This window comes from Mesorhizobium sp. B2-2-4 (assembly GCF_006442375.1).
Taxonomy (GTDB): Bacteria; Pseudomonadota; Alphaproteobacteria; order Rhizobiales; family Rhizobiaceae; genus Mesorhizobium.
This window is the reverse complement of record NZ_VFWB01000010.1, coordinates 81,261-96,095: the sequence shown is the minus strand read 5'-3', so window position 1 is coordinate 96,095 and position 14,835 is coordinate 81,261. Positions and strand designations below refer to the sequence as shown.

Annotated in this window: 11 protein-coding genes; 10 read left to right on the top strand and 1 reads right to left on the bottom strand. The window is 64.5% G+C overall.

All coding sequences use genetic code 11. The features are described from left to right. Positions 1–399: 399 nt before the first annotated feature. Complete coding sequence (locus FJ959_RS24120; RefSeq protein ID WP_140522386.1) at positions 400–1,935, bottom strand: sigma-54 dependent transcriptional regulator; 1,536 nt, start codon at positions 1,933–1,935, stop codon at positions 400–402. A 168-nt stretch (positions 1,936–2,103) separates the two neighbouring features. Here FJ959_RS24120 and FJ959_RS24115 point away from each other — a divergent pair, with 168 nt between their 5' ends. From FJ959_RS24115 to FJ959_RS24070, 10 genes are all read left to right on the top strand, one after another. Continuing rightward, positions 2,104–3,942 carry a M3 family oligoendopeptidase gene (locus FJ959_RS24115; protein ID WP_181171971.1) on the top strand — a complete coding sequence of 613 codons (1,839 nt, stop codon included), beginning with the start codon at positions 2,104–2,106 and terminating at the stop codon, positions 3,940–3,942. A 376-nt stretch (positions 3,943–4,318) separates the two neighbouring features. Continuing rightward, a complete protein-coding gene (locus FJ959_RS24110; RefSeq protein ID WP_140496270.1) occupies positions 4,319–5,044 on the top strand; it encodes a proton-conducting membrane transporter in 726 nt (241 codons plus the stop codon). Between the two features lie 194 nt (positions 5,045–5,238). Further along, positions 5,239–6,384 carry an aminodeoxychorismate synthase component I gene (locus FJ959_RS24105; RefSeq protein ID WP_140513676.1) on the top strand — a complete coding sequence of 382 codons (1,146 nt, stop codon included), beginning with the start codon at positions 5,239–5,241 and terminating at the stop codon, positions 6,382–6,384. Next, complete coding sequence (locus tag FJ959_RS24100; protein WP_140632508.1) at positions 6,333–6,995, top strand: aminotransferase class IV family protein; 663 nt, start codon at positions 6,333–6,335, stop codon at positions 6,993–6,995. The genes FJ959_RS24105 and FJ959_RS24100 overlap by 52 nt, the downstream gene beginning before the upstream one ends. A 3-nt stretch (positions 6,996–6,998) precedes the next feature. Further along, complete coding sequence (locus FJ959_RS24095) at positions 6,999–7,922, top strand: DUF3445 domain-containing protein (RefSeq protein WP_140632505.1); 924 nt, start codon at positions 6,999–7,001, stop codon at positions 7,920–7,922. A 109-nt stretch (positions 7,923–8,031) separates the two neighbouring features. Beyond that, complete coding sequence (locus FJ959_RS24090; RefSeq protein ID WP_140560308.1) at positions 8,032–9,477, top strand: homospermidine synthase; 1,446 nt, start codon at positions 8,032–8,034, stop codon at positions 9,475–9,477. A 186-nt stretch (positions 9,478–9,663) separates the two neighbouring features. Then, on the top strand, positions 9,664–10,041 hold the full coding sequence (locus tag FJ959_RS24085; protein ID WP_140496275.1) for a hypothetical protein: 378 nt from the start codon (positions 9,664–9,666) through the stop codon (positions 10,039–10,041). 203 nt (positions 10,042–10,244) lie between these two features. Continuing rightward, positions 10,245–12,269 (top strand): bifunctional metallophosphatase/5'-nucleotidase, encoded by a 2,025-nt coding sequence (locus FJ959_RS24080; protein WP_140624316.1) that lies wholly within the window; start codon positions 10,245–10,247, stop codon positions 12,267–12,269. 134 nt (positions 12,270–12,403) lie between these two features. After that, positions 12,404–13,468 carry a ferrochelatase gene (hemH, locus tag FJ959_RS24075; protein ID WP_140632502.1) on the top strand — a complete coding sequence of 355 codons (1,065 nt, stop codon included), beginning with the start codon at positions 12,404–12,406 and terminating at the stop codon, positions 13,466–13,468. 55 nt (positions 13,469–13,523) lie between these two features. Continuing rightward, positions 13,524–14,768 carry an FAD-binding oxidoreductase gene (locus FJ959_RS24070; RefSeq protein ID WP_140632499.1) on the top strand — a complete coding sequence of 415 codons (1,245 nt, stop codon included), beginning with the start codon at positions 13,524–13,526 and terminating at the stop codon, positions 14,766–14,768. Positions 14,769–14,835 lie beyond the last annotated feature (67 nt).

The following is a 14,835-nucleotide window of genomic DNA, read 5'->3' as shown; positions in this document are numbered from 1 at the left end:
AAATCAAAAGGCCTTGCAGGCTGCCGTTTGTCCCCGGATTTGCCCAAACGGACGTGTCGTTGTCACATCCGAATATCGATCCTAATGGTTAATCATCGCTTATTGAAGCCGAAATGCGGTAAGACCGTGGCGATATCCCGCCAAAAATTGTCCACAAGGTTTCTTGGTAAACCGCTGGTTTAGATCATGATTCCTCGTTTGGCCGAAACACGATCTGTTACCGTTAGCCTTAATGCGTGAACGGGACCGTCGGGGACGTCGCCATCGGCGCGCCACACTCCGGTCCAGTCAATGCACCGGCGACATGATGGCAGCGCAAGCTGGTCCCGGCCTTGCGTGACCGCACTCGGGCCGACCGCTCTCAGGCCGGACATCGGGCGGCTGTGCGCGATAGCGCCCTCAGGAAGCGAGCCGGTCGAGCCTGCCGGTTTCCGGATCGATGCCGTATTCCTTGAGCTTGCGGTAAAGCGTCGAGCGGCCGATGCCGAGGCGGCGGGCGACTTCGCTCATCTGGCCGTTGTAGTGATCGATGGCGAGCTTGATCATCTCCAGTTCGACATCCGCCAGCGCGCGCACATTGCCGCGCTCGTCGAGCGCGCGCAGCGTGCCGAAGCGTGGCTGAAGCCGCGTCGGCGATTCGGGTTCGGCAGCCGAAACGCCCTCGCCGGCCAGCGCCGGCTCATCGCGCGGTTCTACGGCCAAAGCCGGGCCGGTCGGCGCGATGTCCACATCGAGACGGACCGTGCCCTCCACCTGGGCGCGGATTTGCGGGAAATCCTCGACGCCGAGCACATCGCCTTCGCACAGCACCGAGGCGCGGAAGACGGCATTTTCCAGCTGCCGGATGTTGCCGGGCCAGTCATAGGCCTGGAGCACGGCGAGCGCCGCCGCCGAAATGCCCCGCAGGCGATGGCGCGGGTCTGCCGGAGCCACCTTCTCCATGAAATGTGCGACCAGATCGGGAATGTCGTCGCGGCGGTCGCGCAATGGCGGCACATAGATCGGATAGACGTTGAGCCGGTAGAACAGGTCCTCGCGGAACTTGCCGTCCTTGACCTGCTGCAGGAGATTGCGGTGCGTCGCCGAAATCAGCCTGATGTCGACCCGGACCGTGGCGCGGCCGCCGACCGGATCGACCTCGCCATCCTGGACGGCGCGCAGCAGCTTGACCTGCACGTCGAGCGGCAGGTCGCCGATCTCGTCCAGAAACAGCGTGCCCGAATGCGCTTCGACGAATTTGCCGGTGTGCTTCTCCGTGGCTCCGGTGAACGAGCCCTTCTCATGGCCGAACAGGATCGATTCGACCAGATTGTCGGGAATGGCGCCGCAATTGACGGTGACGAACGGTTTCGAGCGGCGGTCGCCGCTGCCTTGTATGGCGCGCGCCACCAGTTCCTTGCCGACGCCGGATTCGCCCTCGATCAGGATCGGGATGTTGGATGCCGCCGCTTTCTGGCCGAGGCGGATCACCTTGTCCATGGCGGGACTGTGCGTGATCATGTCCCTGAAGGTCAGCAGCCCGCCGCGCCGGCGCGACGTGCGCTTGACCTCGCCTTCGACAGCCTCAACCTTGAGCGCGTTGGCGATCGAGGCCTGCAGCCTGTCGGGAGAGGCCGGCTTGACGACGAAGTCGAAGGCGCCGTGGCGCATCGCCGAAACCACGGTCTCGATGCCGCCCTGGGCGGTCTGCACGATGACCGGGATGGTGATGCCGCGCTCGCGCATCGCCTTGAGCACGCCGATGCCATCGAGATCAGGCATGACCAGATCGAGGATGACCACCGACACGTCGCGGGCGCCGGGTCCGTCGAGGGCGTCGAGGCCGGCAGCGCCCCCGTCGACGACGATTGCGGTGTGGCCGAACCGCGTCACCGCCGCCTCGAGCAGCCGGCGCTGCACGGGATCGTCATCGACTATGAGTATGGAACCTGTCATGACTGTCTTGAGCCGCCCGCCTGATATCCCCATGGACCATCTTGGCACAGGGTTCTAAATAAGGTTTCAAAAAACCCGGTGAACGAATTCCTTAGGATTTGACCGGCTTCTCCGTTCTCCTGATTCTGGCCCTGGGCCCGGCCACTCGATTCAAAGAAGGTATTGTCGATGCGCGTGATGTTTGATCGGCGGCTTGCGGCGCCAGCTTCCGGTCAGGGCGCCGCCGAGCTTGGCGATCTGCCGGAATGGAATCTTGCCGACCTCTATGCGGGCATGGAGGCGCCGGAGCTGAAGCGCGACATCGCGAAAGCCGCCGCCGATGCGGTCGCCTTCGAGAGCCGCTGGAAGGGCACGCTGTCCGCCGAGGCCGAGCGCGGCAGCGCAGGCAGGCTGGGCGAGGCGCTTGTCGCCTATGAGGCTCTGGAAGAGCTGATCGGCCGCATCGTCTCCTATGCCGGCCTCATCTACGCCGGCAACACCGCCGATCCGCAGCGCGCCAAGCTCTATGGCGACATCCAGGAGAAGATGACCGACGCCAGCGCGCATCTTCTGTTCTTCGCGCTCGAACTGAACCTGATCGACGACGCGGCCATCGAGGGCGCGCTCGCCGCCGACCCCGCCTTCGGTCATTACCGGCCCTGGGTGCTCGATCTGCGCCTGGACAAGCCCTATCAGCTCGAGGATCGCGTCGAGCAGCTGTTCCACGAGAAGTCGATCACCGGGCGCGGCGCCTGGAACCGGCTGTTCGACGAGACTATGACGGACCTGCGCTTCGACGTCGACGGCGAGGAGCTGACGCTGGAACCGGCCCTGAACCGATTGCAGGATGCCGACGGCGAGGTGCGACGCCGCGCCTCCGAGGCGCTCGCCCAGACCTTCCGGAGGAATTTGCGCACCTTCACGCTGGTCACCAACACGCTGGCCAAGGACAAGGAAATCTCGGACCGCTGGCGCGGTTTCGAGGACATTGCCGATTCACGCCATCTCGCCAACCGCGTCGAGCGCGGTGTGGTCGATGCGCTGGCTTCGGCGGTGCGCGAGGCCTATCCGCGCCTGTCACACCGCTATTACCGGATGAAGGCGCGCTGGCTGGGCATGGAGGTGATGAACCACTGGGACCGCAACGCGCCGTTGCCGGAGACGCCGCAGGCGGTGATTGGCTGGGACGAGGCCAGGAACACGGTGCTGTCCGCCTATCAGCGCTTCTCGCCCGAGATGGCCGAGATCGCGCGGACTTTCTTCGACCGCAACTGGATCGACGCGCCGGTGCGCCCAGGCAAATCCCCCGGCGCCTTCGCCCATCCGACCGTGCCTTCGGCGCACCCCTACGTACTGCTCAACTACATGGGCAAGCCGCGCGATGTGATGACGCTGGCGCATGAGCTTGGCCATGGCGTGCATCAGGTGCTGGCCGGCGGCCAGGGCGCGCTGATGGCCTCGACGCCGCTAACGCTGGCCGAGACGGCGTCCGTTTTCGGCGAGATGCTGACCTTCCGCTCGTTGCTCGAGCAGACCACCGACAGGCGCGAGCGCAAGGCCATGCTCGCCCAGAAGGTCGAGGACATGATCAACACGGTCGTGCGCCAGATCGCCTTCTACGAATTCGAGCGCAAGGTGCATGCGGAGCGCCGCAACGGCGAACTGACATCCGACAGGCTCGGCCAATTCTGGCTGGAGGTGCAGGCGGAAAGTCTGGGCCCGGCGATAAAGTTGCGCGACGGCTACGAAGTCTTCTGGACCTACATCCCGCACTTCATCCATTCGCCCTTCTACGTCTACGCCTATGCGTTCGGCGACTGTCTGGTGAACTCGCTCTACGCGGTCTACCAGAACGCCGAGCGCGGCTTCCAGGACAAATATTTCGAGATGCTGCGCGCCGGCGGCACCAAGCATCATTCGCAGCTTCTGGCGCCTTTCGGCCTCGATGCCACCGATCCCGCCTTCTGGCAGATCGGGCTTGGCGTGATCAGCGGCTTGATCGACGAGCTGGAAGCGCTCGACAACTGAGGCGTCTTCTGTACGTCGTCCCCACCTGCTCAGAACAGTTTAGCCGGAATGCATATTGGGCCCACACTATTCTTGGTCTAAATATCTGTTCTTGAATAACTCTCTTTCGTAGTTTTCCCATAGCTTTCCGTAAGCTCTATGATAGCCTCCCCGCCAAGCTCAGCCGGAGCATGCGGGTCGGGCGGGGAAGTCTCAGCCGATCGCGGCGTTCCGGTGCACGCGACGACGGCCATTGGCCATGGCTTGCAAAGCCGACGCCGACGGCTCGACTGAGGCCGGCTGTTCCGCAGGCGGCCGAACCATCATCGAGTAGTCCTTCGCCGAAGGTCATTAAGTCCAATGCCGCGGCAGACGGATCTGACTGGAGAGAGAGACAATGGGCACTTTTTTCTACATGCTCCTGGCGTTCCTTGTGGGTGTGCTGGTTGGCTGGTTCATCTGGGGACGCCTGCGCGGTGAGCTCGACAGCTTGCGCGGCGACCTCGACCGCACACGCAGCGAGCGCGACCGGCTGCGGGCCGACAGCGATCGCCTGACCGGCGAGTTGGATGCCTGCGGGCGCACCCGCGCCGATCTCGAGCGCCAGCTGCGCGAGGCCTCGACCGGCTCCGGCCCGGCAAAGGCGGCGGCGCCGGCGCCGGCCGCCTTGATGTCGACGCCCACCCCTGCCAAATCCGCTCCGGCGGCCAAGCCGGCGCCCAGGAAGCCGGCTGCGGCCAAGGCCGCTTCCAGCGCCGCGAAGACCGGCGCGCCGAAGGCCGCTGCCGCCAAGGCGGCACCCAAGGCCAGCGTGGCGCCCAGGAAGGCGGCACCGGCGAAGGCCGCGCCGGCCAAGGCGGCTTCCGGCAAACCCGACAATCTGCGCCGGCTGATCGGTATCGGCCCGGTCAACGAGAAACTGCTCAGGGCACAAGGCGTCACCAGCTTTGCCCAGATCGCCGCCTGGACAGCCGCTGATATCAAGCGGATCGAGGACGTCATGAATTTCGACGGCCGTATCGCGCGCGAGCGCTGGATCGAGCAGGCCAAGCTGCTCGCCGCCGGCAACGAGGCGGAATTCGCCAGGCAGTTTCCGTCGGCTGGAACCGCCAGCAACACCTGAGCGACAGGGCAGATCCGACGATTGCGGCCGGCGGCGCGAACGAAGCGCCGCCGGTTTGCTTTTGGCCGCAAGGTCTGCCCACGGATCGGGCGACAGGTCGGGTTTAAGTGGCAAGGTGCCGCTCCCTCGATTGCGCGCGGCTGCCCCCCCATATAGAGCCATCATTGGCTTCATCGATCCACGCGCCGAGTTCCATGCCCCTGCCCGCCGCAATTTTCCGCAATGACGAAAGCGCGCGCCAGCTCGTTTTCGACCGACCGGACGACATCATCACGGCGCACGAGGCCCGGGATTTCTCGGCCGCGCTGCAGGCGGCCCAGGCCGCGCATGATGCCGGCAAGTGGCTTGCCGGCTACTTCTCGTACGAGGCGGGCTACCTGCTGGAGCCGAAGCTGGTTCCGTTGCTGCCGGCCGGGCGCCGCGCCCCGCTGGTCTGCCTGGGCGTCTTTGACGCGCCGGTGCAAGAGCCGGTGCCGCCCCGCAAGGCGGCGGCGACCAACGGCCCGATCTTCGATGCAAGGGCGACATGGTCGTTCGAGGATTACGAGAAGCGGTTCTCGCGGCTGCACCGGCACATCAGGCAAGGCGACTGCTACCAGGGCAACCTGACCTTCCCGGTGCATGCGCAATGGTCGGGCGATCCGCTCGCCGCCTTCGACGCGCTGACCGAACGCCAGCCGGTGAAATATGGTGCCCTGGTTTCGCTTGGCGATCCGGTCGTGCTGTCGCGCTCACCCGAACTGTTCTTCGAGATCGACGCCCAGGGCATGGTCGAGACCCATCCGATGAAAGGCACGGCGCCGCGTGGTGCGACGGAAGCCGACGACGAGCGCCAGAAAACCTTCCTGCGCAATGATGAGAAGAACCAGGCCGAGAACCGGATGATCGTCGACCTGCTTCGCAACGACATCTCGCTGATCAGCGAGGTCGGTACGCTGGAAGTGCCAGAGCTGTTCCGCATCGAGACCTATCCGACCGTCCACCAGATGGTGAGCGACGTCAGGGCGAAGCTGCTGCCGGGCCTCACGATCCGCCAGATTTTTGCCGCGCTGTTTCCCTGCGGCTCCATCACCGGCGCGCCGAAAATCCGCGCCATGGAGATCCTGCATGACCTTGAAGGCACGCCCCGCGATGTCTATTGCGGCGCCATCGGCTGGATCGCGCCCGGCGGCACGATGCGCTTTTCCGTGGCGATCCGCACCATCTCGCTCTTTCCCGGCGGCGAGGCCGTCTACAATGTCGGCGGCGGCATCGTCTTCGATTCAACCGCGCAGGAGGAGTATCAGGAGTGTCTCTTGAAAGCCCGCTTCGCGACGGGAACGCCGCCGGTTTCGAATTGATCGAGACCATGCGCTGGGAGCCGCCCATGGGCTTCCTGCGCTTCGAGCGGCATCTCGCGCGCCTCTATGGTTCGGCGGCCGAACTCGGTTTTGCCTGCGACCCGCAAAGGATCGGCGACGTGTTGGGCAAGGCTGTCGATGGCGCGCGCAACGCCTTGCGCACGCGCCTGGCTTTGGCGCGCAGTGGCGACGCGGCCGCCTCGGTCCAGTCCTATGAGCCGCTCGCCGCCGATAAGGTCTGGACGCTGCGGCTGGCGCGCACGAGGCTCGATTCGAACGACATGCTGCTGCGCCACAAGACCAGCCACCGGCAGGTCTACGCGCATGCCCGTGCCGAATACCTCATCACCCAGGCCGACGAAGTGCTGTTGGCCAACGAACGTGGCGAGATGTGCGAAGGCACCATCACCAATGTCTTCGCCGATTTCGGCGACGGCATGCTTTTGACGCCCCGCCTCGATTGCGGGCTGCTGCCTGGCGTATTGCGCGGCGCGCTTCTGGATGAAGGCCGCGCCCGCGAGGCGATCTACAGCTTTGACGACTTGAAATCCGCCAGGGCGCTCTATGTCGGCAATTCACTGCGCGGCTTGATCCCGGCAAAACTGATCTGAAGCATGACATCGCTGCCCACCCACACGCCCTATGATGGCTCGTCCAAGCTGTTCACCATCGGGCTGAAGCCGCTTGCCCTGGCCGACTGGATCGAAGTCGACGAACATCTCCTGCCGTTCCTCGCCGAGAAGCAGCGGCTCTATGCCGAAATGCCCGGCACCGTGTTCGTCGAGGAAGACGGCACGCGCGATGCCCAGCGCGAAGTGCTCGACCTGCTCGAAGCGCACTTGCCGCGGGCATTTCCCGAGACCCATCGGCGTGCCAGTGGTGGGGTCGAGGTGATCGGCGCCGCCGGCAATCCCGAGGGCGACTTCGCCAAGGCGCCGCTTGTCGCGGCCTCGCTGCTCGTCCAGGAAGACCTGATCCTGATGCGCTGCGGCGAAGACGGCTGGCGGCTCGCCGCCGGCTCGCTCTGCTTTCCCTCGTCCTGGTCGCTGCTCGAAAAATTCGGCAAGCCGTTGCAGCAGATCCATGCGCCTGTGCCGGGTTTTGGCCCTGGCACGCGGCCGGCCGAGCTGATCAACCGCATGTTCGACGGCCTCCAGGGCCAGGCCGTGGAGCGCTACAACTGGTCGATTCAATCGGGCGATGCGCTCTACCACCCGCTGTCCAATGTCGAGCGAATCGAGCGCGCCGCCAGCCGCCCGTCGCGATTTGCCGATGGCGACGCCAATGCCCACGCCTTCATCCGCATCGAGCGGCAGACGCTTCGAAAACTGCCCGTCTCGGGCGACATCCTGTTCACCATCCGCATTCATCTCGACCCGCTGGCGGCGTTGGCGCATCACCCCGACCGGGCGACGCTGGCTCCGGCTTTCGCTGCCCAGCTCGAAGCGCTCGACATCGCCCAGCTCGATTACAAGGGCTTGACATCAGACCGCGACCGGCTGGTCGGCGTCCTTAACCAAATGGCGAACGCCGCCTGACCGGCGGTTGGCGCTTTTCACTGGTTTATGACAATGATCTGTGATGTAGCGCATGCCCGTTGGGCGAGAATGCCCGGGTTTGCACCTGTCTGAAGGAGTGCTCGATAAAATGGCGAATGAAAACTGGCCCGTTTACGGTGAGATCACCGGCCCTGTGGTGATGATCGGCTTCGGCTCGATCGGACGGGGCACGCTGCCGCTGATCGAGCGCCATTTCAAGTTCGACAAATCGCGCATGACGGTCATCGACCCGCGCGGCACCGATCGCGCGCTGCTCGACGAGCGTGGCATCACCTTCATGCAGGATGCGGTGACCGAGAAGAATTACAAGAAGCTCCTGACCCCGCTTCTGACCAATGGCGGCGGCCAGGGTTTTTGCGTCAACCTGTCGGTCGACACCGGCTCGGTGGATCTGATGCGGCTCTGCCGCAAGCTCGGCGTGCTCTACATCGACACGGTCGTCGAGCCATGGCTCGGTTTCTACTTCGATGCCGAGGCCGACAATGCCAGCCGCACCAACTATGCGTTGCGCGAGTCGCTGCTCAAGGAAAAGCACGACAAGCCCGGCGGCGCGACCGCGGTCTCCACCTGCGGCGCCAATCCAGGCATGGTCTCGTGGTTCGTCAAGCAGGCATTGGTCAACCTGGCCACCGATCTCGGCCTCGAGTTTTCGGAACCCGCGCAGGAAGACCGCGAGGGCTGGGCGAAGCTCATGAGGAAGGCGGGCGTCAAGGGCATCCATATCGCCGAGCGCGACACCCAGCGCACCAAGAAGCCGAAGCCGATGGACGTGTTCTGGAACACCTGGTCGGTCGAGGGCTTCATTTCCGAGGGCCTGCAGCCCGCCGAACTCGGCTGGGGCACGCATGAGAAATGGATGCCCAAGAACGGCAAGAAACACAAGCATGGTTCCAAGGCTGCAATCTATCTGGAGCAGCCCGGCGCCAACACGCGCGTGCGCTCGTGGTGCCCGACGCCAGGTGCGCAATACGGCTTCCTGGTGACCCACAATGAGGCGATCTCGATCGCCGACTTCTTCACCGTGCGCTCCAAAAAGGGCAAGGTTCAGTACCGCCCGACCTGCCACTACGCCTATCATCCCTGCAACGACGCGGTGCTGTCGCTGCATGAAATGTTCGGCGCCGCCGGCAAGGCGCAACCGGTACACCATGTGCTGGACGAAAACGAACTGGTCGACGGCGTCGACGAGCTCGGCGTGCTGCTCTACGGCCATGACAAGAACGCCTACTGGTACGGCTCGCAACTGTCGCTCGCCGAAGCGCGCAAGCTGGCGCCTTACCAGAACGCCACCGGCATGCAGGTCACCTCGGCGGTTCTGGCCGGCATGGTCTGGGCGCTGGAGAACCCCGAGGCCGGCATCGTCGAGGCCGACGAGATGAACTACAAGCGCTGTCTGGACGTGCAGTCGCAATATCTCGGACCGGTGAAGGGCTATTATACCGACTGGACGCCGCTCGATAATCGGCCCGGCCTGTTTCCGGAGGACCTCGACCGGAACGACCCGTGGCAATTCCGCAACATCCTGGTGCGATAGCGTCGCGCCAAGCATGCCTCACTGCCTTGCAATCGCCCGGAAATCGGGCGATTGAAGGATGCGGACGGGAGCAAGCCGCGTCCATCTGGACGCATGAACTACGCTCTTGAAACTTGGATGCATGCACCGTGCTTTCCGAAAGTCGTTTTCCGATTTCGGGCCGACGGGCGAGGAGAGGATTTTTACATGACCATTGCGCGCAAGATTCTTTCGATGAGTGTTGCGGCGGCCACGATGGTGGGGCTGGCCGCTTGTGCAACCAGCGGTCCCGACGAGCCGTCGATAGGGGCCGCGCCGAAGGGCGTCGAAGGCTCCTGGATCGACGCCAAGGGCACCGGTCTTTCGACCTTTGCCGGCGGAACCTTCACCACGGTAGCGACCGATACCGGCCAGAAGCTGTCCGACGGTACCTATACGATGACCGGCGCCACTTCGGTCGAGATCCACGGTACCTCGCTGATCCGGCAGACTCCGGTGAGCTTCAACTGCTTGCTGGTGTCCACCAGCCAGCTCAACTGCACCAGCGGCTCCGGCCAGAATTTCGTGTTGACCCGGCGCGCCTGAACCGCCAGGCATTCAGACATCCAAGGACGGCGGCCAATGGCCGCCGTCCTTTTTTGTGCCCCGCAGAGATCAACGGGGTTTTGCCCCGATTTTCCCTTGCATGCTCCGGAACGCGATGGGAACATGGCTGAAAAAGCCGGCTGTTAGAGACCGGTCAAGCAAGAGCGCTAAACGGCTCTGATCAGCCTATCCGGGAGACGAAGATGAAGAAGCTTGCCGCCATTGCCGCCCTTTCCGCGTCGACGCTGGGCCTGTCGGCCGGCGCATCTTTTGCCGATTACACGCTGAATATCCTGCACATCAACGACTGGCACAGCCGCATCGAAAGCAACAACAAATACGAATCCACCTGCTCGGCCGACGAGGAGACAAAGGGCGAATGCGTCGGCGGCGCCGGCCGGCTGGTCACGGCGATCGCGCAGGAGCGCAAGAAGCTGGAAGGCCAGAACGTGCTGTTGCTCAGCGCCGGCGACAATTTCCAGGGCTCGCTGTTCTACACGACTTACAAAGGCAAGGCCGAAGGCGAGTTCCTCAACGACATGAAGTTCGATGCCATGGCGCTCGGCAACCATGAATTCGACGACGGCGAAACGGCATTGGCGCCGTTCCTCGACATGATCAAGTTCCCCGTGCTCGGCGCCAATGTGAAAGCCAACGCGCAGTCCAAGCTCGGTGACCGCGTCAAGCCGTCCATCGTCGTCGAGGTCGGCGGCCAGAAGATCGGCATCATCGGCGCCGTCACCAACGATACGCCCGAACTCGCCACTCCCGGCCCCAACATCGCCATCGAGGACGACGTCAAGTCGATCACGGCCGAGGTCGAGAAGCTGAAGGGAGAGGGCGTCAACAAGATCATTGCCGTGACCCATATCGGCTACAACAGGGAGCGCGATGTCATAGCGAAGATCCCGGGCGTCGACGTGGTCGTCGGCGGCCACAGCCATACGCTTTTGTCCAACACCGATCCGAAGGCGGCAGGCCCCTATCCGACCATGGTCGACAATCCGGACGGCTACAAGGTGCCGGTCGTGCAGGCGGCGTCCTATTCGAAATATCTCGGCGAGTTCAAGGTCGTGTTCGACGACAATGGCGTCGTCAAGTCGGCGAGCGGCGACCCGATCCTCCTCGACAAGTCGATCACGCCCGATCCCGCCGTGCTCGCCCGCATAAAGGAGCTCGGCGCGCCGATCGAAGCGCTTAAGAACAAGGAAGTGGCCGAGACGACCGACGTCATCGACGGCAGCCGCGAGAGCTGCCGCGCCCGCGAATGCGCGATGGGCAATCTCGTCTCCGACGCCATCCTCGACCACGTCAAGGGACAGGGCGTCGAGATCGTCATCTCCAATGGCGGCGGCCTGCGCGCCTCGATCGACAAGGGCACCGTCACCATGGGCGAGGTGCTGACCGTGCTGCCCTTCCAGAACACGCTGGCGACCTTCCAGATCTCGGGCAAGGACCTCGTTGCCGGGCTCGAAAGCGGTCTCAGCCAGGTCGAGGACGGCGCCGGCCGCTTCCCGCAGGTGGCCGGCCTGAAATACGCCTTCGACAAATCCGCCCCGGCCAATGCCGGCCGCGTCAAGTCTGTCGAGGTGATGGAGAACGGCGCCTGGACGCCGCTCAATCCCGACAAGGACTATCTGGTCGCCACCAACAACTATGTCCGCCAGGGCGGCGACGGCTACAAGGTTTTCGCCGAAAAGGCCAAGAACGCCTATGATTACGGCCCCGGCCTCGAACAGGTGGTCGCCGACTATCTCGGCGCGCACCGGCCCTACACGCCCAAGCTCGACGGCCGCATCACCGAGATCGCCGCGACGACAGCGGCCGCGCCTGCGGCGGAGCCCGCCAAGCCAGCCGAAGCAATGCCCGATCTGCCTGCCAACTCCGGCGATATCGCCAACACGCCGCCGGCCGTGTCGACCGAGGCCGCGCCTGCGCCCGCACCGGCAACGCCTGCCGCTCCGGCAACGCCAGCACCTGCGGAACCGGCAAAGCCTGCCGAAGCCGCCCCTGCCCCGGCAACACCCGCGCCGGCTGAGCCGGCAAAGCCCGCCGAGGCCGCACCGGCCGAAACCAGCCATGTCATCGTCGCCGGCGATACCTATTGGGACCTGGCAAAGAAGGCCTATGGCGACGGCACCAGGTGGAAAGTCATTTCCGAAGCCAACAAGGGCTACGAGCCGCGCCGGCTTCCGGTCGGCGCCACCTTGACCATACCGCCGAGGTAACCGCCTTCGCCTTTGCGCGCAGGGACACCCGCCCGAAACAGGGCGGGCATCCTGTTTCGGGTAAGGTGCGGCCAGACGCTGCATTGAAAAGCAGCGCCGCATCGCTACTTTCGCGCCGTGTTCGGAGACCCGCAATGCCGCCTTCCACTCCTGTCGACGCCAAGCCCGCGAGAACCGTGGGGCCGAGACCGGCCGGACATTCGCCGGCCAAGGCGGGCAAGGTCGGCGTCATGCTGGTCAATCTCGGCACGCCGGACGGCACCGATTTCAGGCCGATGTGGCGCTATCTCCGCGAATTCCTGTCCGACCCGCGCGTCATCGAACTCAACAAGGCGATCTGGTATCCGATCCTCTACGGCCTGGTGCTGACCACGCGACCGAAGAAGTCGGGCGCCAACTATGCCAGGATCTGGAATCGCGAGAACAACGAGTCGCCGCTGCGCACCTATACCCGCGCCCAGGCCGAGAAGCTGACCGTGGCATTGCGCGACCTGCCCGACGTGGTCGTCGGCTGGGCGATGCGCTACGGCAATCCCTCGACCGCGAGCGTCGCCGAAAGCCTGGTCGCGCAGGGCTGCGACCGCATCCTGACCTTTCCGCTCTATCCGCAATATTCGGCCACCACCACGGCGACTGCCAATGACCAGTTGTTCCGGGCGCTGATGAAGATGCGTGCGGCGCCTGCCGTCCGCAGCGTGCCGCCCTATTATGCCGAACCGGTCTATATCGAGGCGCTCGCCCATTCGATCGAACGGCATCTGGCCAGCCTCGATTTCGAACCGGAGGTGGTCATCACCTCCTATCACGGCATCCCGAAACCCTATTCCGACAAAGGCGATCCTTACCGCGAGCATTGCCTCGAGACGACACGGCTGCTGCGCGAGAGGCTCGGCTGGGACGAGAAGAAGCTGATCACCACCTTCCAGTCGCGCTTCGGCGCACAGGAATGGCTGCAGCCCTACACCGACAAGACGGTGGAGAAACTGGCCAAGGACGGCGTGAAATCGATTGCCATCGTCAACCCCGGCTTTTCCGTTGACTGCATCGAAACGTTGGACGAGATCGGCCGCGAGGCGGCGGAAACCTTCCATCATGCCGGCGGTGGGAGATTCGCGCACATCCCCTGCCTCAACGACAGTCCCAAAGGCATGGCGGTGATCGAGGCGATGGTGCGGCGCGAACTGTCCGGCTGGATCTGAACCCGGGAACAATGGACGTTCCGGGGCGTTGAGGCGCGCCCTCCGGAGACCATCGATGCCCCGCAAGCTCGACCTCAGAAGCGGGCGGCCAGTCTGGTCCGCCTATCGGGCACCCGCTGTCCCGACAAGCGCTCTGACCCGTGACGCCAAGGCCGATGTGCTGGTGATAGGCATGGGCATCAGCGGCGCCATGATCGCAGAAGCGCTGACGGCGGACGGCCATTCGGTGGTCTGCATCGACCGGCGCGGCCCGCTGAGAGGGTCGACGTCGGCGACCACCGCCCTGGTGCAGTTCGAGATCGACCAGCCGCTGACGGCACTCGGCAGGATGATCGGCAAGGCCTCGGCGGAACAGGCCTGGCGGCGCTCGCGTCTGGCCGTTTCCAACCTTGCCGGCCGCATAGCCGAGCTCTCCATCAACTGCCGCCTGAGCCGCGCCCCCTCCCTCTATCTGGCCGGTACCGTGCTCGGCCCATCGCAGTTGCGTGACGAGACCGAGGCGCGGCGACAGGCCGGCATCGCCGCGACCTATCTCGCCCCTGCGCCGCTGGCTGCGCGATTCGGCATCGAGCGCGACGGCGCCATCCTCAGCCATGGCAACATCGTGCTCGATCCGCGCAAACTGACCGCCGGATTGCTGCTGAAGGCGCTGGAGCGCAAGGCGCGCCTCTACGCCCCGGTCGAGGCGACCACGATCGAAGACAGCGCCAAGGAGGTCGTCGTCGCCACCAGGGGCGGCCCCATAATCAGCGCGCAGCACGTCCTGCTCGCGACCGGCTACGAGTTGACCGACATCGTGCCGGCAGCCGCCCACCGCGTCATCTCGACATGGGCCATCGCCACACGCCCGCAGCCGCGAAAGATCTGGCCGAACGCGGCCCTCATCTGGGAAGCGTCGGACCCCTATCTTTATGCAAGGGCGACAGCCGACGGCAGGGTGATCTGCGGCGGCGAAGACGAGGATTTTATCGACAAGGAACGGCGTGACGCGTTGATCGCCGGCAAGAGCCTGAGACTGGCCAGGAAGCTCGGCCGCCTGTTCCCGGATCTGGACACCAGGCCCGATTTTGCCTGGACCGGCTCCTTCGGCACCACAACCACCGGCCTGCCCTATATCGGCGCCATCCCTGGGCATCCGCGCATCCAGGCCGTGATGGGCTATGGCGGCAACGGCATCGCCTTCTCGCAAATCGCATCCGAAATCGTTTCTGCCGCCATCGCCGGATCGGAAGATACGGACGCAAGCCTGTTCGCCTTCAGGCACCGGCAGCAGCGACACAAACAATCCCTCATCACCTGATTGTAACGTTGTTGAAACACACTTAAGTGTTTGCTGAAGCCGGCTGCGGGAGAATGGCTCCCATGGC

Coding starts and splice junctions, on each gene's coding strand:
- FJ959_RS24120 (WP_140522386.1), bottom strand. CDS start 1,935: ATGACAGGTTCCATACTCATAGTCGATGACGATCCCGTGCAGCGCCGG.
- FJ959_RS24115 (WP_181171971.1), top strand. CDS start 2,104: ATGCGCGTGATGTTTGATCGGCGGCTTGCGGCGCCAGCTTCCGGTCAG.
- FJ959_RS24110 (WP_140496270.1), top strand. CDS start 4,319: ATGGGCACTTTTTTCTACATGCTCCTGGCGTTCCTTGTGGGTGTGCTG.
- FJ959_RS24105 (WP_140513676.1), top strand. CDS start 5,239: ATGCCCCTGCCCGCCGCAATTTTCCGCAATGACGAAAGCGCGCGCCAG.
- FJ959_RS24095 (WP_140632505.1), top strand. CDS start 6,999: ATGACATCGCTGCCCACCCACACGCCCTATGATGGCTCGTCCAAGCTG.
- FJ959_RS24090 (WP_140560308.1), top strand. CDS start 8,032: ATGGCGAATGAAAACTGGCCCGTTTACGGTGAGATCACCGGCCCTGTG.
- FJ959_RS24085 (WP_140496275.1), top strand. CDS start 9,664: ATGACCATTGCGCGCAAGATTCTTTCGATGAGTGTTGCGGCGGCCACG.
- FJ959_RS24080 (WP_140624316.1), top strand. CDS start 10,245: ATGAAGAAGCTTGCCGCCATTGCCGCCCTTTCCGCGTCGACGCTGGGC.
- hemH (WP_140632502.1), top strand. CDS start 12,404: ATGCCGCCTTCCACTCCTGTCGACGCCAAGCCCGCGAGAACCGTGGGG.
- FJ959_RS24070 (WP_140632499.1), top strand. CDS start 13,524: ATGCCCCGCAAGCTCGACCTCAGAAGCGGGCGGCCAGTCTGGTCCGCC.